Here is a 24,052-nt window from a genome sequence, read left to right as displayed (position 1 = left end):
ACCTGATGTGTCGCCGTGAACTCGGATGCGAAACAGCTTCGGCAGCAAAGCTATGTAAGTAAGCTGATGCTTACGAATTTCCGCAACTACGCGACACTGTCGCTCGAGCTCGCGCCCGGCGCGGTGGTGCTGTCAGGCGACAATGGCGCCGGCAAGACCAATCTCCTGGAAGCGATCTCGTTCCTGACGCCGGGCCGCGGCCTGCGCCGCGCGCCCTATGGCGATGTGGCGCGCGAAGGCGGCGATGGCGGCTTCGCCTTGCATGCGCGCATCGAGGGGCCGGAAGGCCAGATCGAGATCGGCACCGGAATTTCCGGCGGCGACGCCGCCGGCGAAGGCGGCAGGAAGGTGCGGATAAACGGCGCGCCGGCGCGGTCGGCCGAGGATATGCTGGAATGGCTGCGGGTCGTGTGGCTGACGCCGGCGATGGACGGGCTGTTTCCAGGGCCGGCGGCCGACCGCCGCCGCTTCCTCGACCGGCTTGTGCTGGCGATCGATCCCGGCCATGGCCAGCGCGCGCTCGATTATGAGAAAGCCATGCGTGGCCGTAACCGCCTGCTTACCGAAGGCTCCCGCGACGGCGCATGGTTCGACGCGATCGAGACGCAGATGGCCGAGACCGGGGTGGCGATCGCCGCGGCGCGGGCCGAGCTGGTAAGGCTGCTTGCCGCCATGATCGACAGATTGCCAGGCAGCGGACCGTTTCCGCAGGCTGACATCAGCCTTGCCGGGGACCTGGAGAGCGAGGTCGCCGTTGCGCCGGCCGTCGATGTCGAGGAGCGCTTCCGCCGCGCGCTTGCCAATGGCCGCGAGCGCGACCGCGCCGCCGGCCGCACGCTGGACGGTCCGCATCGTTCCGATCTCGTGGTGCGGCACCGGCCGAAGTCGATGCCGGCCGAGCTTTGTTCGACCGGCGAGCAGAAGGCGCTGCTGGTCGGCATCGTGCTGTCGCATGCCAGGCTGACCGGCGAGATGTCGGGACTGACGCCGATCCTTCTGCTGGACGAGATCGCCGCGCATCTCGACGCAGGCCGGCGCGCGGCGCTGTTCTCCATCCTGGAGGAACTGAACTGCCAGGCCTTCATGACCGGCACCGATGCCGCCTTGTTTTCCAGCCTTGCCGGCCGGGCGCAGTTCCTGACCGTCGATCACGCCAACGTTGAGCCGACCGGCTGACCTTTTGAACCGAGTTCTGCACTTGCGTATACGCGACAAGGCCGCGCCTTGCGCTTACTGACAAGGCCTCGCCACGGCGATATGGTCCAGCCATGACCGATGCCGCGCTGACCGACGAAGAGCTCGAACGCTATGCCCGCCACATCGTGCTGCCGGAGATCGGCGGGCCGGGCCAGCAGAAGCTGAAACGGGCGCGGGTGCTGGTGATCGGCGCCGGCGGGCTCGGCGCGCCGGTGCTCGAATATCTTGCCGCCGCCGGCGTCGGCACGCTCGGCATCGTCGATGACGACACCGTCTCCTTGTCCAACCTGCAACGGCAGGTGATCCATGGCAGCGACAGGGTTGGCGTGGCCAAGACCGACAGCGCACGGGAAGCGATCATGCGCATCAACCCCAACGTCACGGTGGAATCGCATCGCCTGAGGTTGACGGAGGAGAATGCCCCTGCCCTCGTCGCCCGCTACGATATCGTCGTCGACGGCTCCGACAATTTCGAAACGCGCTACGCGGTCGCCGATGCCTGCGCGGACGAGAAGAAACCCCTCGTCACGGCGGCCGTCGGGCGCTTCGACGGCTCGGTGACGGTGCTGAAGCCGTTCGAGGCTGGCGCCGACGGCAAGCGCAATCCGAGCTATCGCGACCTTTTTCCGGAAGCCCCGCCCGAAGGGCTGGTGCCGTCCTGTGCCGTCGCCGGCATCGTCGGCGCGCTGACGGGCGTCATCGGCACGCTGGAGGCGATGGAGGCGATCAAGCTGATCACCGGCATAGGCGAGCCGCTAATCGGCCGGCTGCTGCTCTATGACGGGCTCACGGCCCGCTTCGACACGATCCGCTACAAGGCCGTCTGAGCGCATGGACCAGGGCATCGGCATCTCCATAACCGGCCTTCCAGCGGATTTCGATCGGTGGGACGACCTGCTCGCGCTGATCCGGCGCGCCTTCGCCTATATGGCCGGGGTGATCGACCCGCCGTCATCGGCGCATCTTTTAACCGCGGAGGCGCTTGCCGCGAAGGCGAGCCGGGAGACCGCGTTTCTGGTCGTCGAGAACGGCCGCATCGTCGGCTGTGTCTTCGCTCTGGAACGGTCGCGGGATTTCTATGTCGGCAAGCTCGCGGTCGAGCCACGGCTGCAGGGCCAAGGCATCGGAACCCGGCTGATGCGGGCGGTGGAGGATCTTGCCCGCGAGCGCGGCATGGACGCGATCGAGCTTCAGACCCGTATCGAACTGACCTCAAACCATGCAGCCTTCGCCCAGCTCGGCTTCCGCGAGACCGAGCGCACGTCGCATGCGGGCTATGACAGGCCTACCTCCATCACCATGCGCAAGGTGCTGTCTTGAGCCTGGTCCTCAGCCCGGAAGAACAGGCGATCGCCGCCGGCCGGGACGGCGCGGGCATGGCGATGCGCATCGTCGCCGAAAGCGCCCGGCTGCTCGGCGCGCCGCGACTGATCCCGATCGCCTCCACGCATGTCGACGGCGCGCTTTACCACGGCGATTCCGGCACGTTGTTTGCCGAGCGGCTGGTCGAAGGCGGTGCGAAGGTCGCGGTGCGCTCGACGCTCAATGTCGGGGCGCTCGACCTGATGGGCTGCTCGCGCATCCGCCTCGAGGAGCCGCAGCGCGGCATGGCGCGGCGGATGATGGAGGCCTATCGCAAGCTGGGCTGCGAGCAGAGCTGGACCTGCGCCCCATACCAGGCCGGACACAGGCCCGCGCTCGGCAGCGACGTTGCCTGGGGCGAGTCCAACGCGGTCGTCTTCTGCAATTCGGTGCTGGGCGCGCGTACCAACCGCTATGGCGATTTCCTGGACATTGCCTGCGCCATCACTGCCAGAGCGCCTGACTACGGCCTGCATCGGACGGAGAACCGCCGCGCGCGGCTCATTTTCGATGTCTCGGGCCTGTCGCCATCCTTCCTCGCCTCGGAGATCGCATGGCCGGTGCTGGGCAGCCTCTATGGCCGCGAGGTGGGCAACGCCATCGCCGTCGTCAGAGGCGTGACGGCTCATCCCGGCGAAGACGCGCTGAAAGCCTTCGGCGCGGCGGCCGCATCGTCCGGCGCGGTCGGCCTGTTCCACGTTGCCGGCGTGACGCCCGAGGCTCCCGACGTCGAAGCCATTCTGGCCGGGCCGGAGCCGGAAGCGGTGATCCGCGTGACGCCCGACATGGTGGCGACGGCGCGCGCGGGCCTGTCGACAACGGCCGCGACCAAGACCATCGATGCGGTGGCGATCGGCAGCCCGCATCTGTCGCACGCCGAGTTCGACAGCCTGGAGCGGCTGATCGCCGGACGGCGGCTCGCGGTGCCGATCTACGCCTGCACCGGCCGCCACGCGCTTGCCCTGCTGGAGCAGGACGGCCGGCGGAAGCGGCTCGAAGCCAGCGGCGTCGTCATCGTCGCCGACACCTGCGTGGTGGTGACGCCGATCATGCCGGACCTTGCGGGCGGCGTTTTGATGACCAATTCGGGCAAGTTCGCGCATTACGCGCCGGGCAACACCGGCTATGCGGTGCTCTACGCCTCGCTTGCCGACTGCGTCGAAAGCGCGGTCCTCGGCAAGCCGGTCTTCACGGATATCGCGGCATGAGCGCGAGGGCCGAAATCCTGGTGCCGGGCAAGGCGGGCGAAGGCGACGCGCTGGTGCTGACGGCGCCGATCAGCTTCTGGGGCGGCGTCGACCCCAGCACCGGGCGTATCGCCGACGTTCGCCACCCGCAGCATGGCGAAGTCATCGCCGGCCGGGTTCTGTTCCTGCCGGGCACGATCGGCTCGTCATCCGCTTCGGCGGTGCTGATGGAGCTCGTCCACAACGGCCGCGCGCCGGCCGCCCTAGTGCTGCACGAGCCGGACGCCATCCTGCTGCTCGGCCTGATCGTAGCGCGGGAAATGGGTTGGGAAACGCCGATGGCGGTGAGGCTCGAACGCGGCGCGTTCGACAGCTACCGCGGAGCCGCCGTCACGGTCGCTTCGGACGGCGCAGTGACCGCCGCCGTCTAACCTTTTTCAGGTCCTGAGCGGCAGGACACGATCAGGCGGACGGTGGCCGTCGAAGAAGGCGCGGATGTTGATGATCACCTTCTCGCCCATGTCGATGCGGCCCTCGAGCGTGGCCGATCCCATATGCGGCAACAGCACCACCTTGCCCTTGGCGGCGAGCTTCAACAGCTTACTGTTCAGCGCCGGCTCATGCTCGTAGACGTCGAGGCCGGCGCCGGCGATCTTGCCGTCGTGGATGAGCTTGATCAGCGATTCCTCGTCGATGATATCGCCGCGCGCGGTGTTGACGAGGTAGGCCGAAGGCTGCATCAGCGCGAGCCGACGGCCGGACAAAAGGTGGAACGTCGCCGGCGTCGACGGGCAGTTGACCGAGATGATGTCCATGCGGGCCAGCATCTGGTCGAGGCTTTCCCAGTAGGTCGCCTCCAGTTCCTCCTCGACCGCCGGCAGCACGCGGTGCCGGTTGTGATAGTGGATCGAGAGGCCGAAGGCCTTGGCCCGCCTGGCGACCGCCGTGCCGATGCGGCCCATGCCGACGATGCCGAGACGTTTGCCCCAGATGCGCCGGCCGAGCATCCAGGTCGGCGACCAGCCGGCCCATTTCTTGTCACCCGTCAGCACATTGGCGCCTTCGGCCAGCCTGCGCGGCACGGCGAGCATCAGCGCCATGGTCATGTCGGCGGTGTCTTCGGTGAGCACATTCGGCGTGTTGGTGACGGTGATGCCTTTCTTGGCGGCCGCCGCGACGTCGATCTTGTCGACGCCGTTGCCGAAATTCGCGATCAGCTTGAGGTTCTCGCCGGCCTGGGCGATCAGCGCGGCATCGATATGGTCGGTGATGGTAGGGACCAGCACATCGGCTTCCTTGACCGCCGCGACCAGCTCCGGCTGCGTCATCGGCCGGTCCTCGACATTCAGCCTTGCATCGAACAGCTCGCGCATACGCGTTTCGACCGGATCGGGCAGCTTGCGCGTGATGACGACGAGGGGCCGTTTTTTGCCTGCCATTTTATCCCCGAAGCTTCTTCGATCAGGATGACGTTTCGTCGAATCGTCATCCTGATCCTACTCTTTGTTGCAGCAAGATCTCTTCCGAAAACCGGTACCCACTTTTCGGGATCATGCTCTCGAAACCGATCTCGTTGAGACCTCTTTAACCAAGACCGGCGAAACTTGCAGCCAGTCGCGGCATCAGCCCACTCCTGTAACAAGCGGTGCCGCCGAAGACAAAGAAAAAGGGGCGCTCATCCGCACGGACCGGCGCCGAAAGGAACGAAAGTGTCTGGTTTCGCGTCGCTTCGCCTGGCCTTCAGCGCAGCCATTCTTGGCGCCCTGCTTTGCGCGCCGCAGGCATTCGCGCAAAGCGCGGCCGCGCCGGCGCAAACCATAACGCTTGGCCCGAGCGGGCTGCCGCTGCCGCGTTTCGTCAGCCTCAAGCCGGCCCGGGTCAACTCGCGCGTCGGCCCCGGCGCCAATTATTCCGTCAACTGGATGTATCTGAAGGCCGGCCTGCCGATGGAAGTCATCCAGGAATTCGACACATGGCGCCGCGTGCGCGATGCCGACGGCTCGGAAGGCTGGATCAACCAGTCGCTGCTCTCCGGCCGACGCACCGCGATCGTCGCGCCGTGGCAGCGCGGCAAGGGCGGGCGAATCAACCTGCTCGACGAGCCCGATAAGGATGCCGGTGTCGTCGCCATTATCGAGCCGGGCGTGATCGGCTCGATCAAGAAATGCGACGGCCAATGGTGCGAGATGACCTTCGACGGCCATACCGGTTGGATGGCCCAGTCGCAGGTGTGGGGCGCTTATCCCGGCGAGAAGGTCAAGAACTGAGTTCGCTGGCCTTGCTGTTGCGGTCGCGGCCGATGCGGCCGAGACGCGTATCCTGGAAACCGGTGGGCAGCTTGAGGCCGTAGCCGAGGGCACGGTCGATGGCGATGTGCGCGATCCAGATCAGCGCCACGGCAGTGGTGATCGGGCCGGCGAGCAACGCGCCCGCAAGCAATGAAATCGACGGGCCGCATCACCACGGGATCAGTTGCCGCGCTTCGGGCGAAGCCTCACGACGATGTCGACATTGGCGATCTCCATGCCTTCCGGAGGCGCCGGCAGGTTGGAGACGGTCACCGGTCCGCTCTCGATATCGAAAATCCGGTTCTCGCCCTCGACGTAGAAGTGATGGTGGTCGGAGGTGTTGGTGTCGAAATAGGTTTTCGAGCCTTCGACCGCCAGGATGCGGAGCAGTCCTGCCTGGGTGAACTGGTGGAGCGCGTTATAGACCGTCGCCAGCGAAACCGGCACGCCGGCGGCGATCGCCTCTTCGTGCAGTTCCTCGGCCGAAAGGTGACGGTCGCCCTTGGCGAAAAGCAGGTCGGCCAGCGCAATGCGCTGGCGCGTCGGCCTCAGGCCGGCTTCGCGAACCCGCTTGTCCACAGCGACATTTTCCTTCCTGTAGCCCGAATCCATCTCTTCGCGTCGAAGCTTTGCTGCCCAGCCCACCAACAGGTCCAGAATGGCAAAAAGACGTCAAAAGCCAAAACCAGACATCAGCCGACATATATTCTGTAGTCCGAATGCGATCAATAGCGCGCATTGACCCGGGCAGGCGCACGGGTTAAGCGCAAACGCCGGTTTCCGGCCGCAAACAGAGTGTGTTAGGAAACCAACGAGAAGGGCGCCCTGCCGCCCGCGAAGGAACACGGGGACAGAAATTTGATGGCGGGTCAAAAGTCCAGCTACGATTACGAGGAACTGCTTGCCTGCGCCCGCGGCGACCTGTTCGGGCCAGGCAATGCCCAGCTGCCCTACCCACCGATGCTGATGTTCGACCGCATAACCGAGATCAGCGAGACCGGCGGTGCTTTCGACAAAGGCTTCATCCGCGCCGAGTTCGACATCAAGCCGGACCTGTGGTTCTTCGCCTGCCACTTTATCGGCAACCCGATCATGCCGGGCTGCCTCGGCCTCGACGCCATGTGGCAGTTGACCGGCTTCTATCTCGGCTGGCTGGGCGAACCGGGTAAAGGCATGGCGCTTTCGACCGGCGAGGTGAAATTCAAGGGCATGGTGACGCCGTCGGTGAAGAAGGTCGAATACGGCATCGATTTCAAGCGCGTGATGCGCGGCCGCCTGGTGCTCGGCATCGCCGATGGCTGGCTCAAGGCGGATGGCGAACCCATATATGCGGCTACGGATCTGAAGGTCGGCCTGTCCAAGCAGCCGGCCGCCTGACCGTTTTCCGCCACGGCGCCCGCGTAGCTAACGGATGCCACGTCAGTTTGTTTGCGTATGATCAAGGGCGAAGCCGGTTAAATCTTTCGCCCGAATACGCGGGAAGGAGTTGCGAATGAGACGGGTCGTAGTGACAGGGCTCGGCATTGTGTCGTCGATCGGCAACAATGCCAATGAGGTGCAGAGCTCGCTTTACGATGCCAAATCAGGCATCAGCTTTTCCAATTCCTTCGCCGAACACGGCTTCCGCTGCCAGGTCTGGGGCGCGCCGACGCTCGATCCCACCCCGATGATCGACCGCCGCGCCATGCGCTTCTTGAGCCAAGGCGCTGCCTGGAATCACGTCGCCATGGACCAGGCGATCGCCGATGCCGGCTTAAGCGAAGGCGACATCACCAATGAGCGGACCGGCATCGTGATGGGTTCCGGCGGGCCTTCGACCCGCACCATCGTCGAAGCGGCCGAAACCACGATCAAGAACAACAGCCCCAAGCGCATCGGCCCGTTCGCCGTGCCGAAAGCCATGTCGTCGACGGCGTCGGCCACCTTGGCCACATGGTTCAAGATCCACGGCGTCAACTATTCGATCTCGTCGGCCTGCTCGACCTCCGCGCATTGCATAGGCAATGCCTATGAGCTCATCCAGTGGGGCAAGCAGGACGTGATGTTTGCCGGCGGCCACGAGGACCTCGACTGGACCATGTCGGACCTGTTCGACGCCATGGGCGCCATGTCGTCGAAGTTCAACGACAACGCATCGGCCGCTTCGCGCGCTTATGACGTCAACCGCGACGGTTTCGTCATCGCCGGCGGCGCCGGCGTGCTGGTGCTGGAGGAACTGGAGCACGCCAAGGCGCGCGGCGCCAAGATATACGCCGAGGTCGTCGGCTACGGCGCGACTTCCGACGGCTACGACATGGTCGCACCTTCGGGCGAAGGCGCTATCCGCTGCATGCGCCAGGCGCTTGCCACGGTGTCTTCGCCGGTCGACTACATCAACACCCACGGCACCTCGACGCCGGTCGGCGATTCCAAAGAAATGGGCGCCATCCGCGAGGTGTTCGGCGACAAGATGCCTTACATCACCTCGACCAAGTCGCTCACCGGCCATTCGCTGGGCGCGGCCGGCGTGCAGGAATCGATCTATTCGATCCTAATGATGCAGGGCGGCTTCATCGGCGAGAGCGCCCATATCGAGGAGCTCGATCCGGAATTCGAGGGCATGCCGATCGTGCGCAAGCGTATCGACGACGCCAGGATCGACACCGTCCTGTCCAACTCCTTCGGTTTCGGCGGCACCAACGCAACGCTGATTTTCCAGCGCTATTCCGCATAAGACCAGCGTTTTTCATAAGGATTGCCAGGCATGGAAGGGTTGATGAAGGGCAAGCGCGGGCTTGTCATGGGTGTTGCCAACGACCATTCGATTGCCTGGGGCATCGCCAAGAAGCTGTCGGAACATGGGGCCGAGCTCGCTTTCACCTATCAGGGCGACGCCTTCGGGCGGCGGGTCAAGCCGCTTGCCGAGAAAGTGGGAGCCTCGCTGATCGTGCCTTGCGATGTCGAGGACAGCGCCTCGGTCAGCGCGACCTTCGAGACCCTTGGCGAGGCCTGGGGCGGGCTGGATTTCGTGGTGCACGCCATCGGCTTTTCCGACAAGAACGAGCTGAAGGGCCTTTACGCCGACACCAGCCGCGACAACTTCGTGCGCACCATGGTGATCTCCTGCTATTCCTTCACCGAGATCGCCCGCAACGCCGCCGCGTTGATGGGCAATGGCGGCTCGATGATCACGCTCACCTATGCCGGCTCGGTCAGGGTGATGCCGAACTACAACGTCATGGGCGTCGCCAAGGCCGGGCTGGAAGCCAGCGTGCGCTACCTGGCCAACGACTACGGCCCGCGCGGCATCAGGGTGAACGGCATCTCGGCCGGGCCGGTGCGGACGCTGGCCGGCTCCGGCGTGTCCGATGCCCGCCACATGTTCTCCTACCAGCAGCGAAATTCGCCTTTGCGGCGCACCGTGACCATCGACGAAGTCGGCGGCTCGGCGCTTTACCTGCTTTCCGATCTATCGTCGGGCGTCACCGGTGAAATCCACTATGTCGATTCCGGCTATCACATCGTTTCGATGCCGGCACTGGAGGAATTGAAGCAGACCGACGGCACGCGGGAATAGTTCGCGGCGCCGACAGTTGCGTTCCAGTAAAATTGGATGCATCGGCGGAAACTCATTTTAAGGAGATATCCGCTATAAGGCCCCGCAATCTGGGGACAATGCATGCCTGCAGTCAGCAATCCCAAACGGACTCCGCTGTTCCGGCTGATCACCATCGCCAGTTCGGGGATGGGCAGTTTCATCCTTGGACTGTGGGGGCTGAGGTTCGGCTTCGGCGACGGCATGGCCGGCATGCCGGCCGAAACGATGGCCGGCGTCATTGCCGCGCTCTGCGCCCTTGCCGCCGGCGGAGCAGCACTCTCGTTCTTTGCCGGCGTCGATGAATCCGCGGCCTATGTCTTCAAGGAAACCCATTTCGACAAGCTGACCGGCCTTTTGTCGCGCCAGGCCATGGTCGGCAAGATAGCCGAAGCCGCTTCCGGAACGATCCGAACCGGCGAGCCGGTGTTCCTGATCGACATCGATATCGACCGCTTCAAGCAGATCAACGACGCCATCGGCTACAGCCAGGGCGACGAACTGATCCGCGCCTTCACAAGCAGGCTGACGGAGAATATGCCGAAGGATGCGGTGATCGGCCGTATCGGCGCCGGCGAATTCGCGGTGCTTTTGCCGGATCGCCAGATCAGGGGCTCGATCGAGCGGCTGATCGAGAAGCTCATCAACGAGATGATGGAGCCCTATCAGCTGCAGACGCATCTGCAGTCGGTCAGCCTGTCGGTCGGCATCGTGGCGATGCCAAAGGACGGCGTCGACCCGGTCCTGATCCTGCGCCGCTCGAACCTTGCGCTGCAGAACGCGCGCGCCAGCGGCATCGGCAACTGGTCTGTCTTCCATGCCGACATGGGCCGCGTTGCGGACTATCGGCAATGGATCGAGTCGGAGCTGAAAACCGCCTTCGACCGAGGCGACTTCAGCCTCCACTATCAGCCGCAGCTCGACCTGCCGAGCGGCCGCATCGTCGGTTATGAGGCGCTGATCCGCTGGAAGCACCCGGAGCGCGGCATGATCCCGCCGATGGAATTCATTCCGATCGCCGAGGAAACCGGCATGATCAATCCGATCGGCGAGTGGGTGCTGCGCAAGGCTTGCAGCGACGCCCGGTACCTGCCGGAGGAATGCTTCGTCGCCGTCAACATCTCGCCTGTCCAGTTCATGACCAGGGATTTCGTCGGCATCGTGCGGGAGGTGATGGAATCGACCGGCATCAAGCCCTCGCGGCTGGAGCTCGAGGTCACCGAGACGGCGATGATGCAGGACCGCGACCGCGCCGCAGCCATCCTGGAACAGCTTGCCGAGATGGGTATCTCCGTGGCCGTCGACGATTTCGGCACGGGCTATTCCAATTTGAGCTACCTGATCGATTTCTCCTTCGGCAAGCTGAAGATCGACCGTTCCTTCGTCAGCCGCATCGACACCGATTCCAGCTCCGGCGCAATCGTGTCGACCATTGTCGGCCTGTCACGGGCGCTGGGCGTGGGCATTATCGCCGAAGGCGTAGAGACCGAGAACCAGGCCACCCTGCTCCGAGCGGCCGGCTGCCAGGTTGTGCAGGGCTATCTGTTCGGCCGGCCGGCTCCGCTCAAGGTCGAGCTTGGCGAAGCGCGGTCCGCCTTCGGCACGCACGAGCCGGCCCGCATCGTCAGCCTGCAATAGAACAAGCATTTTTCCCACCGCAATTGTGGATGCAAGGCTACGGCGAAGGCGCCGAATCCACCCGCTGTACGCTTTTGCTTGATTGCTTCAGCGGCGCGCCGAAAACACCTTGAACATGCCGTCGCGGGCGATCTCGGCATGGCTGGCGAAGATCGCCGAGAGCGCCTGTTCGTAAGGAAGCTGGCGGTTGGCGACCATGAACAGGCGGCCGCCCGGTTTCAACGCCTTCGACGCGGCGCGGATCATGCCGGCACCGATCTCCGGCTCGGACGCGCGACCGCGGTGGAAGGGTGGATTCATGACGATCGCGTCGTAGCGCCGTTCGACCGCCTCGGTGAGCAAATCGGTCCAGAAGAAACGCGGCTCGATGGCGCCGCCGTGGACATTCAACCTGGCTGCTTCCAGGGCGTCAAAGTCCGCTTCGTAGAGATCGAGTGCGGTGAGGCCTTGCGGGCGCAGCAGGATTTCCGCCGCCAGATAACCCCAGCCGGCGCAGAAATCAGCGACGTTGCCTTTGAGATCGTCAGGCAGGTTCGCGGCCAGCAGTTTCGAACCGGCGTCGATGCGATCGAAGGAGAACATGCCAGGCCTGGTTTTGAAACGGCCTTCGACGATCACATCGGGGTTGCCGGCGCGCAGCGTCGCGGCCGTCTCCGCGCCGGCTCGCTTGAACCAGAAGGCAACGCCGTGATGCTTCGGCAGATGGCCTTCGAGCGGCACCAGGGCGTTGATCCGCTTGCGCAGGCTGTCGATGCCGTCCTCCTTGCCACCGGCAACGACGACCAGCCCACTCGGCAGGACGCGCTCTATCGCCTCGGCGACGCGCTGCTCGTTCTGGCCGCGATGACGGCCAGCAAGCACCAACGCCAGGTCGAAGCCGGTATCCTCGGCGCGCGGCGTGACCGCGTAGCCGGACGCCTGCAGCGTTCGAAAATCTGGCCGAAAGCCTTGCACGAGATGCAGCGCCGCCTCGAAGCCGGCGGGCAAGCGGAAGCCGGGCTCGGCGCCGAGAAACAGGACACGGGCATGCTTTCGCGGCAGAGGCAGCGCCTCGGCCTCGAACGGGTAGAACAGCGTCTTCAGCGGCTCCGCGGCCATTCACCTGCTCCGTAGGACCTTTGCCCGACGCAATTCCGGACGGAAACGGGTGCCGCTTTCCTGGAACTGCCCTGAAACAAAACGGGCGCGACCTCGCGGCGCGCCCGTTGTAGATTATTCGGTCAAACCGATCAGGCGGCGTCTTCCTCGCCGTCCGACTTCTTCTTGTCCTGGACGATTTCCTTGCCGGTCGCCTGGTCGACGACCTTCATCGACAGGCGGACCTTGCCGCGCTCGTCGAAGCCCATCAACTTGACCCAAACCTTGTCGCCTTCCTTGACGACGTCCGAGGTCTTGGCGACGCGCTCATTGGCGAGCTGCGAGATGTGGACGAGACCGTCGCGCGGGCCGAAGAAGTTGACGAACGCGCCGAAGTCGGCCGTCTTGACGACGGTGCCTTCGTAGATCTCGCCGACTTCCGGCTCGGCGACGATGGTGTGGATCCACTTCTTCGCCGCCTCGATCTCCTTGGCGTTCGCCGAAGCGATCTTGACCGTGCCGTCGTCCTCGATGTTGATCTTGGCGCCGGTCTTCTCGACGATCTCGCGGATCACCTTGCCGCCGGAACCGATGACGTCGCGGATCTTGTCGGTCGGGATATGCATGACCTCGATGCGCGGGGCGAATTCGCCGAGCTCGGCGCGGGCGCCGGACAGCGCATGCGCCATCTCGCCGAGGATATGCAGGCGGCCGTCCTTGGCCTGGGCCAGGGCAATGCCCATGATCTCCTCGGTGATGCCATCGATCTTGATGTCCATCTGCAACGAGGTGACGCCGTTGGCGGTGCCGGCGACCTTGAAGTCCATATCGCCGAGGTGGTCCTCGTCACCGAGGATGTCGGAGAGCACCGCGAAGCGCTCGCCTTCCTTGATCAGGCCCATGGCGATGCCGGCGACCGGCTTTGCCAGCGGCACGCCGGCATCCATCAGCGCCAGCGAGGTGCCGCAGACGGTCGCCATCGAGGACGAGCCGTTGGACTCGGTGATCTCCGAAACGACGCGCAGCGTGTAGGGGAACTGGTCCGCGCTCGGCAGCATCGGGCGGATGGCGCGCCAGGCGAGCTTGCCGTGGCCGATTTCGCGGCGGCCCGGCGAACCCATGCGGCCGGTCTCGCCGACGGAGTAGGGCGGGAAATTGTAGTGAAGGAGGAACTTCTCCTTGTACATGCCTGTCAGCGAATCGACATACTGCTCGTCCTCGCCGGTGCCGAGTGTGGCAACGACCAGCGCCTGGGTCTCGCCGCGCGTGAACAGCGCCGAACCATGGGTGCGCGCCAGGACGCCGACTTCGGAGACGATCTTGCGGACCGTCTTCAGGTCGCGGCCGTCAATGCGCGAGCCGGTGTCGAGGATGTTCCAGCGCACGACCTTGGCCTGGAGCTCCTTGAACACCGAGCCGATCTGCTCGGACGTGTATTTGGCCTCTTCGCCTTCGGCCGGCGCAAACGCGGCCTTGACCTTCGACTTGACTGCATCGACGGCGGCATAGCGCTTCTGCTTGTCGGTGATCTTGTAGGCCTCGCGAAGCTCGTCGCCGACGATCTTCAGCATCTCGGCTTCAAGCGCGGAGTAATCCGGCGCGGAGAAGTCGCGCGGCTCCTTGGCGGCGACCTCGGCCAGCTTGATGATCGCGTCGATCACAGGCTGGAAGCTCTTGTGGCCGAACACGACGGCACCGAGCATCAGTTCCTCGGAGAGTTCCTTGGCCTCGGATTCGACCATCAGCACGGCGTCGCCGGTGCCGGCAACGACGAGGTCGAGCTTGGATTCCTGCATTTCGTCGATATGCGGATTGAGCACATATTCGCCGTTGATGTAGCCGACGCGGGCGCCGCCGATCGGGCCCATGAAGGGCACGCCGGAAAGCGTGAGCGCAGCGGAGGTGGCCACGATCGACAGGATATCGGGATCGTTCTCGAGATCATGCTGGACGACGGTGACGACGATCTGGGTGTCGTTCTTGTAGCCGTCGGCGAAAAGCGGGCGGATCGGGCGGTCGATCAGGCGGGAAACCAGCGTTTCCTTTTCGCTCGGGCGGCCCTCACGCTTGAAGTAGCCGCCCGGGATCTTGCCGGCGGCGTAGGTCTTTTCCTGGTAGTTGACGGTAAGCGGGAAGAAATCGAGGCCGGGCTTCGGTTCCTTCATCGAAACGACGGTGGCGAGAACGACGGTCTCGCCATAGGTGGCGAGCACCGCGCCGTCAGCCTGGCGTGCGATCTTGCCGGTTTCCAGGATGAGCGGACGGCCGCCCCATTCGATTTCCACTTTGTGTTGATTAAACATGTCTTGTCCTTCATATGCGGAAAGGGCCGCGCCGTCCTAACGGTCACGGGTTCTCCCTTTCCTGGCTTCCTTCGGGCAGCCACGGGCAAGACAACGGGAAGCTCGTAGGTCCGGCTCATAAGCCCAAGCGAGCATCCTGCAATCCTGCCCCATGACCGTCCATGGGGCGGTTCCGAATGGCCCTCTGCGCGTCCGGAACCGTGTTTGGCCGACCGATCGGCCGGCTTTTGCGCATGACGCCGGAAACCGCTGTTTCCGGAACGCGCCCTGCGCGAATGCGAAATTTCTAGAGCGCGTCGCGCTCCGCCATTATCGCACCGGATCGACCGATGCGCCAATGCGCGACCGGCGGGCCCTCCGAGGAAGACCCGCCGGTCAATTCGTCAGCGACGCAGACCGAGCTTGTCGATCAGCGTCTGATAGCGCCCGTCATCCTTGCGCTTGAGGTAGTCAAGCAGGCTGCGGCGCTGGGAGACCAGAGCAAGCAGGCCACGGCGGGAATGGTTATCCTTCTTGTGGTCCTTGAAGTGCTCGGTCAGGTTCTTGATGCGCTCGGAAAGAATGGCAACCTGGACTTCCGGAGATCCGGTGTCGCCCTTGGCGGTTGCGAATTCGGTCATCAATTCCTTCTTGCGTTCGGCAGTGATCGACATCGTGCTTTTCCTTATCTGTTGGAGGAAACGGGACGCCCACAGCCGGGATGTCGTCCAGCAGGGGCCAGTGCAAGCGACGCGTCAGGGCGCGAAGCTGCGGCGCATATAGTCCAATTCCGGAATAAACACCAGCCCAAATGTCAAGCCGGCTTGTCGCAGGTCTTGCCACGAAAACAAAGGGTTCAGCGGCTATAGCCACTTCTTCCATTTGAAGAAGAAGATCAGTCCGGCGGCGACAAGCGCCATGAACAGAATTGCCACCGGATAACCGTAATAGGCTTTCAGCTCCGGCATGTTCCAGGGCGAGCTTTGCGGATCGAAATTCATCCCCCAGACGCCGACCAGGAAGGTCAGCGGCATGAAGATCACCGAGACGATCGTCAAATAGGAAATGACGTCGTTGGTGCGGGCTTGGGTCAGCGAGACATGCATCTCGATCAGGCCGGTGAGCATGTCGCGCTGGTTCTCGACCAGCTCGATCAGACGCAGCGAATGGTCGAGCGTGTCGTTGAAGAAGATCTTGGTTTCCGCCTTCACGAAGGCCACGTCGTTGCGGATCAGCGTCGCCAGCGTGTCGCGCATCGGCCACAGCACGCCTTTGAGCACGTTGGCGTCGCGCCGCAATTCATGCAGCTTCCGCATCTGGTGCTTGTGCGGCTTATTCAGCATCTCGTCCTCGATGCCGTCGACCAATTCGCTCGCCGCCTCGATCGGTGGGAAATAGCTGTCGACGATGGCATCGATCAACGCATAGCCAAGATAATCGGCGCCGCGCGAGCGCAGGCGGTTGGGCATCGCGCCCGCAATGCGCTTGCGCACCGGATCGAACGGATCGCCTTCGCGCTCCTGGAACGTGACGACGAAATTGCCGCCGAAGAACAGCGCGATCTGCTCGTAGCGATGCGAGGTGACATCGTCGATCATGCGCATGACGACAAAGGCATGATCCTCGAAGAAATCCACCTTGGGCCGCTGTCCAGTGTTGACGACGTCCTCCAGCGCCAGCGGGTGCAGGCTGAAGATGCGGCCGATCTCCTCGATCAGCGGGATATTGGCAAGTCCGGTGCAATCCAGCCAGACGACAGGCCATTTCTCGCAATGCGCGTTGAGATCGTCGATCGAGGCATTGTCGATGGTTTTGTATTTCTCGGGCGAGATCAGCGTCAGCCGCAGTTCGCTGCGCCGCGCCGCCGGATCGGCGATAAGCGTGCCTGGCGACGCCCCGACCGGTGGCCGGCGGGTTGTCAGCGATGCCCGCTTCTTGCCTGCATCAGCCTTGGCCATGAGATATCCTCGGAACTCAGCATTCGGCCTAGATTAGAGCAATTCCAGCAAAAGTGCGCAGCGGTTTCCCGTCCGGAATTGCGTAATAACAAACACTTAAAGCGCGTCGCGCTGAGACGGATTGAGTCGACGCGCTTTAAGTCTTGTGTTGACGCATGTCGTTCTCCCAAACCGCTGCGCACTTTTGGGCGACATGCGCTAGGCCGGATTCACCCGACAAAGACCCGCTTGGGCTTGAACATGCCCTGCTCGATGGCGCCGATAGCGACGAGCTTGCCGCGCGCGGTGGCACAGGCCTCCTCGGCCTCGACCGGCGCGTCGCGGCCGCGAATGATGACGGGATTGCCGAGGCGGATCTTCGTCGCCGCGTCGTCGCTGACCGCGACCTGCGGCAGGCAGTCGAGCGCCGCCGCCGTTTCGACAAGCAGCGCATCGATGGCGCTGAAATCGACCGGAGCGTCCATTTCATCGGATTTGTCGTCATTCTTTTCGCCAAAGCGAGCCGCTTCCAGCTCGGCGACAGTGACGAAATCCTCCGGCGTGAACGGCTCGACCTCGATGCGGCGCAATTCGGCGATGTGGCCGAAGCAGCCGAGATCGCGGCCCATGTCGCGGGCCAGCGAGCGCACATAGGTGCCCTTGCCGCATTCGACCTCGAAGACGGTTTTGTCGGTGCCATGCTCGACAATATCCAAACGGCCGATTTCAATTTCCCGCGCGGGTATCTCGACTGTCTCGCCTTCACGGGCAAGGTCATAGGCGCGCTCGCCGGCGATCTTGATGGCCGAGAATTGCGGCGGCGTCTGCATGATGACGCCGGTATATTTCGGCAGCAGCGCCCTCACCTGCGCCTCGTCCGGCCGACGGTCGGAATAGTTGGTCACCGGGCCTTCGAGATCGTCGGTCGAGCGCTCTTCGCCCCAGGCGACGGTGAAGCGGTAGACCTTGGCGCCGTCCTGCACATAAGGAACGGTCTTGGTCGCCTCGCCGAGCGCGATCGGCAGCATGCCGGAAGCGAGCGGGTCGAGCGTGCCGGCATGGCCGGCCTTCTCGGCCTGGAACAGCCATTTGATCTTGGAAACCGCCTCGGTCGAGCCCATGCCGACCGGCTTGTCCAGCACCACCCAACCGGAGACCGGCCGCCCCTTCTTCTTGCCGCGACGCGCCACCTATTCCTCGTCCTTGTCGTTGTTCTTGTCGTCACCGAGATCGCGCGCGACTTCGGGCGATTTCAGCAGTTCATTGATCTTCGCGAAATTGTCGAAGGAAGTGTCGAGCCTGAAGCGAAACTCCGGCATGTACTTCATCTGCCTAAGCGCGCCGGAGACGCGGCCGCGGATGAATTTCGCGTGCCTGTTGAGCGCCTCGATCACGGCGCCTTCATCGCCTGCGCCAAGCGGCGAGACGAAGGCGGTGGCGATCTTGAGGTCGGGTGACATGCGCACCTCGGACACCGAGACGACGCTGTTCTCGATCACCGGATCGATGATCTCGCCGCGCTGCAAGGTCTCGGAAAGGGCATGGCGCACCTGCTCGCCGACGCGCAGCATGCGCTGGGAGGGGCCTGACGGTGTCGAACGGGGCATTTTCTCTGGTCCTGAAATCGTGAAGCGCGGGATGGGACCGCGCCACATGTCTCAACATGCATGAAGGATCTGGGCGGCAGCCTTTCGGCCGCCGCCCGTTATTATTCGGCAAGTATACCCGAATTAGAGCGTTCTGGTTACCATCTCGACGCGGAAGCACTCGATGACGTCGCCGACACGCATGTCCTCGTAGTTCTGGAAGGCCATGCCGCATTCCTGACCGCCCGGCACTTCCGCAACCTCGTCCTTGAAGCGCTTCAGCGTCTTCAGCGTGCCTTCGTGGATCACGACGTTGTCGCGGATCAGGCGAACACCCGCGCCACGCTCGACCTTGCCTTCGGTGACACGGCAGCCGGCGATCTTGCCGACCTTGGAGATGTCGAAGATCTCGAGGATCTCGGCATTGCCGATGAAGGTCTCGCGCCGCTCCGGCGAAAGCATGCCGGAAAGCGCTGCCTTCACGTCATCGACGAGGTTGTAGATGATCGAGTAGTAGCGGATCTCGATGCCGGCCGCGGCCGCGGCCGCACGCGCCTGCGCATTGGCACGGACGTTGAAGCCGATGATCGCCGCTCCGGACGTCTCGGCGAGCGAGACATCGCTTTCGGTGATGCCGCCGGCGCCGGCATGGACGATGCGTGCGCGCACCTCGTCATTGCCGAGCTTTTCAAGGGCGGCATTGATCGCCTCGATCGAACCCTGCACGTCGCCCTTGATGACCAGCGGGAATTCCTTCAATCCGCTCGTCTGCAGCTGCGACATCATCTGCTCGAGCGAGCCGCGCTGGCCGGCATGCTTGGCCACCGCCTTGTCGCGCGCCAGGCGCTGGCGGTATTCGGTGATCTCACGGGCGCGCGCCTCGTTGTTGACGACGGCGAAGCGGTCGCCCGCCTGCGGCGTGCCCTGGAGGCCAAGCACCTCGACCGGCATTGCCGGCGGCGCTTCCGGCACATGCTCGCCCCGATCGTTGACGAGCGCGCGCACACGGCCCCACTCGTTGCCGGCGACGATGATGTCGCCCGGCATCAGCGTGCCGGTCTGCACCAGCACGGTGGCGACGGGACCGCGTCCCTTGTCCAGCTGCGCCTCGATGACCGCGCCTTCGGCGGTGCGGTCGGGATTGGCCTTGAGGTCGAGGACCTCGGACTGCAGCAGGATCGCTTCCAAGAGCTTGTCGAGATTGATGCCCTTGGTCGCCGAAACCTCGACGTCCAACACCTCACCGCCCATCGATTCCACGAACACTTCGTGGCGCAGCAGTTCGGTCCGTACCTTCTGCGGGTCGGCGTCGCGCTTGTCGATCTTGTTGATGGCCACGATGATCGGCACGCCGGCCGCCTTGGCGTGATTGATCGATTCGATCGTCTGCGGCATCACGCTGTCGTCGGCCGCCACCACCAGCACCGCGATGTCGGTAACCTGCGCGCCACGGGCGCGCATGGCCGTGAAGGCCGCGTGGCCGGGCGTGTCGATGAAGGTGATCTTCTGACCGTTCTTCTCGATCTGGTAGGCACCGATATGCTGGGTAATGCCGCCGGCCTCGCCGGAGACGACATTGGCGTTGCGGATGGCGTCGAGCAGCGAGGTCTTGCCGTGGTCGACATGGCCCATGATGGTCACGACCGGCGGACGCGACACAAGGTCTTCCGGGCGGTCGGCGATGTTGAAGAGGCCTTCTTCGATGTCGGACTCGGCGACGCGGCGGACGGTGTGACCGAATTCGGAGGCGACCAGCTCAGCCGTGTCGGCGTCGATGACGTCGCCCGGCTTCAGGATCTGGCCCTGCTTCATGAAGAACTTGACCACGTCCACGGCGCGCTCGGACATGCGCTGCGCCAGTTCCTGGATGGTGATGGTTTCGGGCAGGATCACTTCGCGCATGACTTTCTCGCGCGGCTCATTGTGAAGCGCGCGTTTGAATTTTTCCTGGCGGCGACGCATCGACGACAGCGAGCGGGCGCGCGCATCGTCATCCGACAGCGCCGAGTTCAGCGTCAGCTTGCCGCGGCGGCGATCTTCCTCGCCCTTTGTCGGCTTGGCCGGCCTTGCCACTTCCGGCGTCGCAAGACGGCGCGGCGGCGCACTCGCGGCACCGGCACCGGTGCGCCTCGGCTTGGCCTCCTCCTCGTCATCAGCCGTGGCGACCTCCGCCGCCAGCGGCGCGCGGCGGCGAGCCTCTTCCTCGGCGCGCCGGCGGGCCTCGGCCTCAGTCTGCAGGCGTGCCTCCTCCTCGGCCTGACGGCGCGCGGATTCGTCGCGCTCGCGCTTGCGGCGTTCCTCTTCCTCGGCGCGGCGCTTGGCATCTTCCTGAGCGCGCTGGCGATCCTCGGCCTCGCGGGCCTTGGAGCCTTCCAGCGCCTTGCGGCGCGCTTCCATCTCGCCGCGCGAGAGCTCGTTCAGGACCATGCCGGAACGCTCCGGCGGTGGAGGCGGCGCCTTCGGCGCTTCCTGCACGACAGGGGCGGCGGCAACAGGGGCAGCGGCGGGCTTCGGCGTGAAGACGGACGCAGCCACCGGCTCCGGCTTGTCGCCGGGCAGCGAGAACTTGCGCTTCTTGGTCTCGACCACGACCGACTTGGTGCGGCCATGCGAGAAATTCTGGCGCACAGTGCCCTGCTCGAGGCCGGGGCGCTTCAGCGTCAAGGTCTTCTTCGGCGTCACGCTCAACGTCTTGTCGTCGCCCGATTTCGTATCGCTCATTCCATATCCTCTGCGGCATCATCTTCGTCAGCAACGGCCGCAAGCATTGCCAGATCGTTCGGGGTACCGCCCCGATATCGGTCGAGCGCCACTACGCGCTTCTCAACCGCCTGTCCCGCGTCCTGCGCGAGAACGGCAGCATGTATCACATTTGTACCCCCCAATGCCAAGCTCAACTCGGCTTCGGGGAAAAGTTTGTAGGCAAGGATGGCCGGTCCGCCGAGATGGACGGTTGCCCGCCGCGCCTGACTGATCTTGCGGACACCGTCGTCCGAAGCCTCGGTCGCATGCAGCACCAGAAGCGCCTGCCCGTCGCGCACCGCACCTTCGACCTTGGCGGCGCCAAGGACGACGGCGCCAGCCTTGCGAGCAAGGCCAAGCATGCCCAGAGCGGATCTGGAGAGCAGCCCGTCGACCATGCCGCCGAGATCGGCCGGAACGGTCACCTGCGCCTTGAAGGCACGGGCAAACAGGTTCTTGGCCGCTGCCTTCTCGATATGTAGGCGATCGGCAGTAACCCAGCAACCGCGGCCGGGCAGATTTCTCTTGATGTCCGGAACGACGGCCGAATCCGGGCCGACGACGAAGCGGATCAGTTCATCCGCTTCGGCCTGCCTGCGCGTAACGATGCAAGTGCGATCGTTCATCTCGTCCACGGGCTTTGCGATTGGCGGTCACCTCACGCACCGACGGTTTCGTCGGCCGCTGCCTCTTCGGCAGCGAGTTCTTCCTCGGTGATCCAGCCGGCCTGCTTGCGGGCGGCGAGCACCATCTGCTCCGCCTCGGCGCGCGAGACGCCGTGGCTGGCGAGCACGCCCGGATAGACCTTGGTCTCGCCGTCCTTGCGCTCTTTCCAGCCGATCAGATCGTCGGCGGCATAGCCGGCGAAGTCCTCGACCGTCTTCACGCCGTCCTCGCCGAGCGTCACCATCATGGCGGTGGTAATGCCGGGGATGTCGCGCAGCTCGTCCTTGACGCCCAGCGCCTTGCGCTTTTCGTCGTGCTCGGCCTCGATCTTCTCCAGATATTCGCGGGCGCGGGTCTGGATTTCCGAAGCGGTGTCCTCGTCGAAGCCATCGATCGAGGAGATTTCGCCAGAGTCGACATAGGCGACTTCCTCGACGCTGGTGAAGCCTTCGGAGGCAAGCACCTGGCCGACCATCTCGTCGACGTCGAGCGCTTCCATGAAGAGCGCCGAACGCTCGACGAATTCCTTCTGGCGACGCTCGCTTTCTTCCTGCTCGGTCAGGATGTCGATATCCCAGCCGGTGAGCTGCGAGGCAAGGCGCACGTTCTGGCCGCGGCGGCCGATGGCCAGCGACAATTGGTCATCCGGCACCACCACCTCGATGCGCTCGGCGTCCTCGTCCAGCACCACCTTGGCGACCTCGGCCGGCTGCAGCGCGTTGACGATGAAGGACGCGGCCGATGGCGACCACGGAATGATGTCGATCTTCTCGCCCTGCAATTCGCCGACCACCGCCTGGACGCGGCTGCCGCGCATGCCGACGCAGGCGCCGACCGGATCGATCGAGGAATCGCGCGAGATGACGGCGATCTTGGCGCGCGAGCCCGGATCGCGGGCGACCGACTTGATCTCGATGATGCCGTCGTAGATTTCCGGCACTTCCATGGTGAACAGCTTGGCCATGAACTGCGGATGGGTGCGCGACAGGAAGATCTGCGGGCCGCGCTGCTCGCGGCGCACGTCATAGACATAGGCCCGCACGCGGTCGCCATATTTGTAGTTCTCGCGCGGGATCAGCTCGTCGCGACGGATGATCGCCTCGCCTCGGCCGAGATCGACGATGACATTGCCGTACTCGACGCGCTTGACGGTGCCGTTGACGATCTCGCCGATGCGATCCTTGTACTCGTCATACTGGCGATCGCGCTCGGCCTCGCGCACCTTCTGCACGATGACCTGCTTGGCCGACTGGGCGGCGATGCGGCCGAAATCCATGGGCGGCAGCTGCTCGGCGATGAAGTCGCCGATCTGGGCGTCGGGGTTGCGCTCGCGCGCCGTTGAAAGCGCGATCTGCGTCGCATAGTCCTCGACCTTCTCGACCACTTCCATCAGCCGCTGCAGCTTCATCTCACCGGTGTTCGGATTGATGTCGGCGCGGATGTTGGTTTCTTGGCCGTAACGAGAACGCGCTGCCTTCTGGATCGCATCGGCCATGGCGGCGATAACGATCTGCTTGTCGATCGACTTTTCACGCGCGACCGCGTCGGCGATCTGCAGCAGTTCAAGCCTGTTGGCGCTTACAACCATTGTCTTTCTCCCGATTTCGCGCCGGGCATATGGCCCGGCTACTCAATCAACTTTCCTGTTCGGTTTCATTTTCCTCGCCGTCGGCGGCGTCTTCCGCTTCGCCACGGCGCTTCCTGGCTTCCTTGCGCGCCCGGTTGTCCTTCGACAGTGCATCGCGGATGAGATCGTCGGTCAGCACCAGCCGGGCCTCGGCGATCGCGTCATAAGGCACGCGCACCGTCGGCTCTTCGCCATAGGCCGCCTTGTCGCGCTCGATCAGGATGCCATCGGCATCCGCCTCGGCGATCTTGCCCTTGAAGCGTTTGCGGTCGCCGACAAGAACCGAAGTCTCCAGCTTGACCAGATGGCCGGTCCAGGCGGTGAAATCGGACTTGCGCACCAGCGGCCGGTCGATGCCTGGCGAGGAAACTTCCAAATGATACGCTTTTTCGATCGGATCATCGACATCGAGCGCCGGCGACACGGCGCGGCTGACCTCTTCGCAATCCTCGACGGTCATGGTGCCGTCCTCGCGTTCGGCCATGATCTGCAGCGTCAGCCCGTTCTGGCCAGTCAACTGCACCCGCACGAGCCGGAAGCCGATGGCCTTGAGCACCGGCTGCACGATCAGCGCAATGCGCGCATCGATGCCGCTTTCGCGGATGATACGGTCGTCGGCCTCGCTTGCCGCTGCAGTCATCAGATCCCTGTCGCTTTTTGCTTCCGGCCGGGCAGGTAACAAAAAAGAGCGGGACCGGGTGGACCCACTCTTCGTCATACCGACCAAGAATTTGAGGTTGATATAGACGATTGCCGCCGGCGTTTCAAGCCTTCAGGCACAGGCTAGCGGTGGTGTCTACAACTGGCGTGGCCATCGCTGGGCCGCATGCATCACGGTGAGTATCTCGATCTCCTCGCCGATAACACGGTAGGGAATTATGTATGGGAC

22 protein-coding genes and 1 pseudogene are annotated in these 24,052 nt (G+C 64.1%); 10 read left to right on the top strand and 13 right to left on the bottom strand.

Annotation, left to right across the window (positions count from 1 at the left end):
• Positions 1–15: 15 nt before the first annotated feature.
• The 5 genes from recF (at position 16) to FJ425_RS06925 (ending at position 4,177) form a co-directional block, all read left to right on the top strand.
• A complete protein-coding gene (gene recF / locus FJ425_RS06945) occupies positions 16–1,176 on the top strand; it encodes a DNA replication/repair protein RecF (protein ID WP_281405765.1) in 1,161 nt (386 codons plus the stop codon).
• 92 nt (positions 1,177–1,268) lie between these two features.
• Positions 1,269–2,024, top strand: coding sequence for a molybdopterin-synthase adenylyltransferase MoeB (locus FJ425_RS06940; protein ID WP_140629460.1), 756 nt, complete (start codon positions 1,269–1,271; stop codon positions 2,022–2,024).
• A 4-nt stretch (positions 2,025–2,028) separates the two neighbouring features.
• Positions 2,029–2,517: a GNAT family N-acetyltransferase gene (locus tag FJ425_RS06935; RefSeq protein WP_140722572.1), complete on the top strand. Its 489-nt coding sequence runs from the start codon at positions 2,029–2,031 to the stop codon at positions 2,515–2,517.
• Positions 2,514–3,767: an aconitase X catalytic domain-containing protein gene (locus tag FJ425_RS06930; RefSeq protein ID WP_140722569.1), complete on the top strand. Its 1,254-nt coding sequence runs from the start codon at positions 2,514–2,516 to the stop codon at positions 3,765–3,767. Before FJ425_RS06935 ends, FJ425_RS06930 begins: the two co-directional genes overlap by 4 nt.
• Positions 3,764–4,177, top strand: coding sequence for a DUF126 domain-containing protein (locus FJ425_RS06925; RefSeq protein ID WP_140546042.1), 414 nt, complete (start codon positions 3,764–3,766; stop codon positions 4,175–4,177). The genes FJ425_RS06930 and FJ425_RS06925 overlap by 4 nt, the downstream gene beginning before the upstream one ends.
• Positions 4,178–4,183: 6 nt before the next feature.
• On the opposite strand, the gene FJ425_RS06920 is transcribed toward FJ425_RS06925, so the two are convergent.
• Positions 4,184–5,185 (bottom strand): D-glycerate dehydrogenase, encoded by a 1,002-nt coding sequence (locus FJ425_RS06920; protein WP_140546041.1) that lies wholly within the window; start codon positions 5,183–5,185, stop codon positions 4,184–4,186.
• Between the two features lie 270 nt (positions 5,186–5,455).
• Here FJ425_RS06920 and FJ425_RS06915 point away from each other — a divergent pair, with 270 nt between their 5' ends.
• Positions 5,456–6,013: an SH3 domain-containing protein gene (locus tag FJ425_RS06915; protein WP_140722566.1), complete on the top strand. Its 558-nt coding sequence runs from the start codon at positions 5,456–5,458 to the stop codon at positions 6,011–6,013.
• On the opposite strand, the pseudogene FJ425_RS06910 reads toward FJ425_RS06915, so the two are convergent.
• Both FJ425_RS06910 and irrA read right to left on the bottom strand, forming a co-directional pair.
• A pseudogene (locus FJ425_RS06910) lies at positions 6,003–6,182 on the bottom strand (DUF4260 family protein); the annotation flags it as partial. The gene FJ425_RS06915 and the pseudogene FJ425_RS06910 sit on opposite strands and share 11 nt — an antisense overlap.
• 32 nt (positions 6,183–6,214) lie before the next feature.
• On the bottom strand, positions 6,215–6,646 hold the full coding sequence (irrA, locus tag FJ425_RS06905) for an iron response transcriptional regulator IrrA (RefSeq protein ID WP_095766194.1): 432 nt from the start codon (positions 6,644–6,646) through the stop codon (positions 6,215–6,217).
• 249 nt (positions 6,647–6,895) lie between these two features.
• On the opposite strand from irrA, the gene fabA reads away from it, so the two are divergent.
• From fabA to FJ425_RS06885, 4 genes are all read left to right on the top strand, one after another.
• Positions 6,896–7,411 (top strand): 3-hydroxyacyl-[acyl-carrier-protein] dehydratase FabA, encoded by a 516-nt coding sequence (gene fabA / locus FJ425_RS06900; protein ID WP_095765952.1) that lies wholly within the window; start codon positions 6,896–6,898, stop codon positions 7,409–7,411.
• A 115-nt stretch (positions 7,412–7,526) separates the two neighbouring features.
• Positions 7,527–8,747, top strand: coding sequence for a beta-ketoacyl-ACP synthase I (gene fabB, locus FJ425_RS06895; RefSeq protein ID WP_095765953.1), 1,221 nt, complete (start codon positions 7,527–7,529; stop codon positions 8,745–8,747).
• A gap of 30 nt (positions 8,748–8,777) precedes the next feature.
• A complete protein-coding gene (gene fabI / locus FJ425_RS06890; protein ID WP_140629444.1) occupies positions 8,778–9,590 on the top strand; it encodes an enoyl-ACP reductase FabI in 813 nt (270 codons plus the stop codon).
• Between the two features lie 102 nt (positions 9,591–9,692).
• A complete protein-coding gene (locus FJ425_RS06885; RefSeq protein WP_140722563.1) occupies positions 9,693–11,246 on the top strand; it encodes a bifunctional diguanylate cyclase/phosphodiesterase in 1,554 nt (517 codons plus the stop codon).
• Positions 11,247–11,333: 87 nt separating this feature from the next.
• On the opposite strand, the gene FJ425_RS06880 is transcribed toward FJ425_RS06885, so the two are convergent.
• From FJ425_RS06880 to rimP, 10 genes are all read right to left on the bottom strand, one after another.
• Entirely contained in the window at positions 11,334–12,344 is a 1,011-nt protein-coding gene (locus tag FJ425_RS06880; protein ID WP_140722560.1) for a class I SAM-dependent methyltransferase, read from the bottom strand.
• 131 nt (positions 12,345–12,475) lie between these two features.
• Positions 12,476–14,626 (bottom strand): polyribonucleotide nucleotidyltransferase, encoded by a 2,151-nt coding sequence (pnp, locus tag FJ425_RS06875; RefSeq protein WP_140722557.1) that lies wholly within the window; start codon positions 14,624–14,626, stop codon positions 12,476–12,478.
• Positions 14,627–15,009: 383 nt separating this feature from the next.
• Positions 15,010–15,321, bottom strand: coding sequence for a 30S ribosomal protein S15 (gene rpsO, locus FJ425_RS06870; protein WP_281407501.1), 312 nt, complete (start codon positions 15,319–15,321; stop codon positions 15,010–15,012).
• A gap of 147 nt (positions 15,322–15,468) precedes the next feature.
• Positions 15,469–16,563 (bottom strand): magnesium/cobalt transporter CorA, encoded by a 1,095-nt coding sequence (corA, locus tag FJ425_RS06865; RefSeq protein WP_140722554.1) that lies wholly within the window; start codon positions 16,561–16,563, stop codon positions 15,469–15,471.
• A 209-nt stretch (positions 16,564–16,772) separates the two neighbouring features.
• Positions 16,773–17,732 (bottom strand): tRNA pseudouridine(55) synthase TruB, encoded by a 960-nt coding sequence (gene truB / locus FJ425_RS06860; RefSeq protein ID WP_140722551.1) that lies wholly within the window; start codon positions 17,730–17,732, stop codon positions 16,773–16,775.
• Complete coding sequence (gene rbfA / locus FJ425_RS06855; RefSeq protein ID WP_140722549.1) at positions 17,733–18,149, bottom strand: 30S ribosome-binding factor RbfA; 417 nt, start codon at positions 18,147–18,149, stop codon at positions 17,733–17,735.
• A gap of 123 nt (positions 18,150–18,272) precedes the next feature.
• On the bottom strand, positions 18,273–20,849 hold the full coding sequence (infB, locus tag FJ425_RS06850; RefSeq protein ID WP_140629426.1) for a translation initiation factor IF-2: 2,577 nt from the start codon (positions 20,847–20,849) through the stop codon (positions 18,273–18,275).
• The gene (locus FJ425_RS06845; protein ID WP_140546986.1) at positions 20,846–21,496 is read right to left on the bottom strand and encodes an RNA-binding protein; all 651 of its coding nucleotides are present in this window, start codon (positions 21,494–21,496) and stop codon (positions 20,846–20,848) included. The genes infB and FJ425_RS06845 overlap by 4 nt, the downstream gene beginning before the upstream one ends.
• Positions 21,497–21,528: 32 nt before the next feature.
• Positions 21,529–23,124 carry a transcription termination factor NusA gene (gene nusA / locus FJ425_RS06840; protein ID WP_095765964.1) on the bottom strand — a complete coding sequence of 532 codons (1,596 nt, stop codon included), beginning with the start codon at positions 23,122–23,124 and terminating at the stop codon, positions 21,529–21,531.
• 46 nt (positions 23,125–23,170) lie between these two features.
• Positions 23,171–23,803, bottom strand: a complete 633-nt coding sequence (gene rimP / locus FJ425_RS06835) for a ribosome maturation factor RimP (protein WP_140629422.1) — start codon at positions 23,801–23,803, stop codon at positions 23,171–23,173.
• Positions 23,804–24,052: the final 249 nt, after the last annotated feature.

Origin of the sequence: Mesorhizobium sp. B2-7-2 (assembly GCF_006440775.1) — a bacterium.
Taxonomy (GTDB): Bacteria; Pseudomonadota; Alphaproteobacteria; order Rhizobiales; family Rhizobiaceae; genus Mesorhizobium.
Note: the sequence above shows the minus strand (reverse complement) of the source record. Positions and strands in the feature narration are given on the sequence as shown.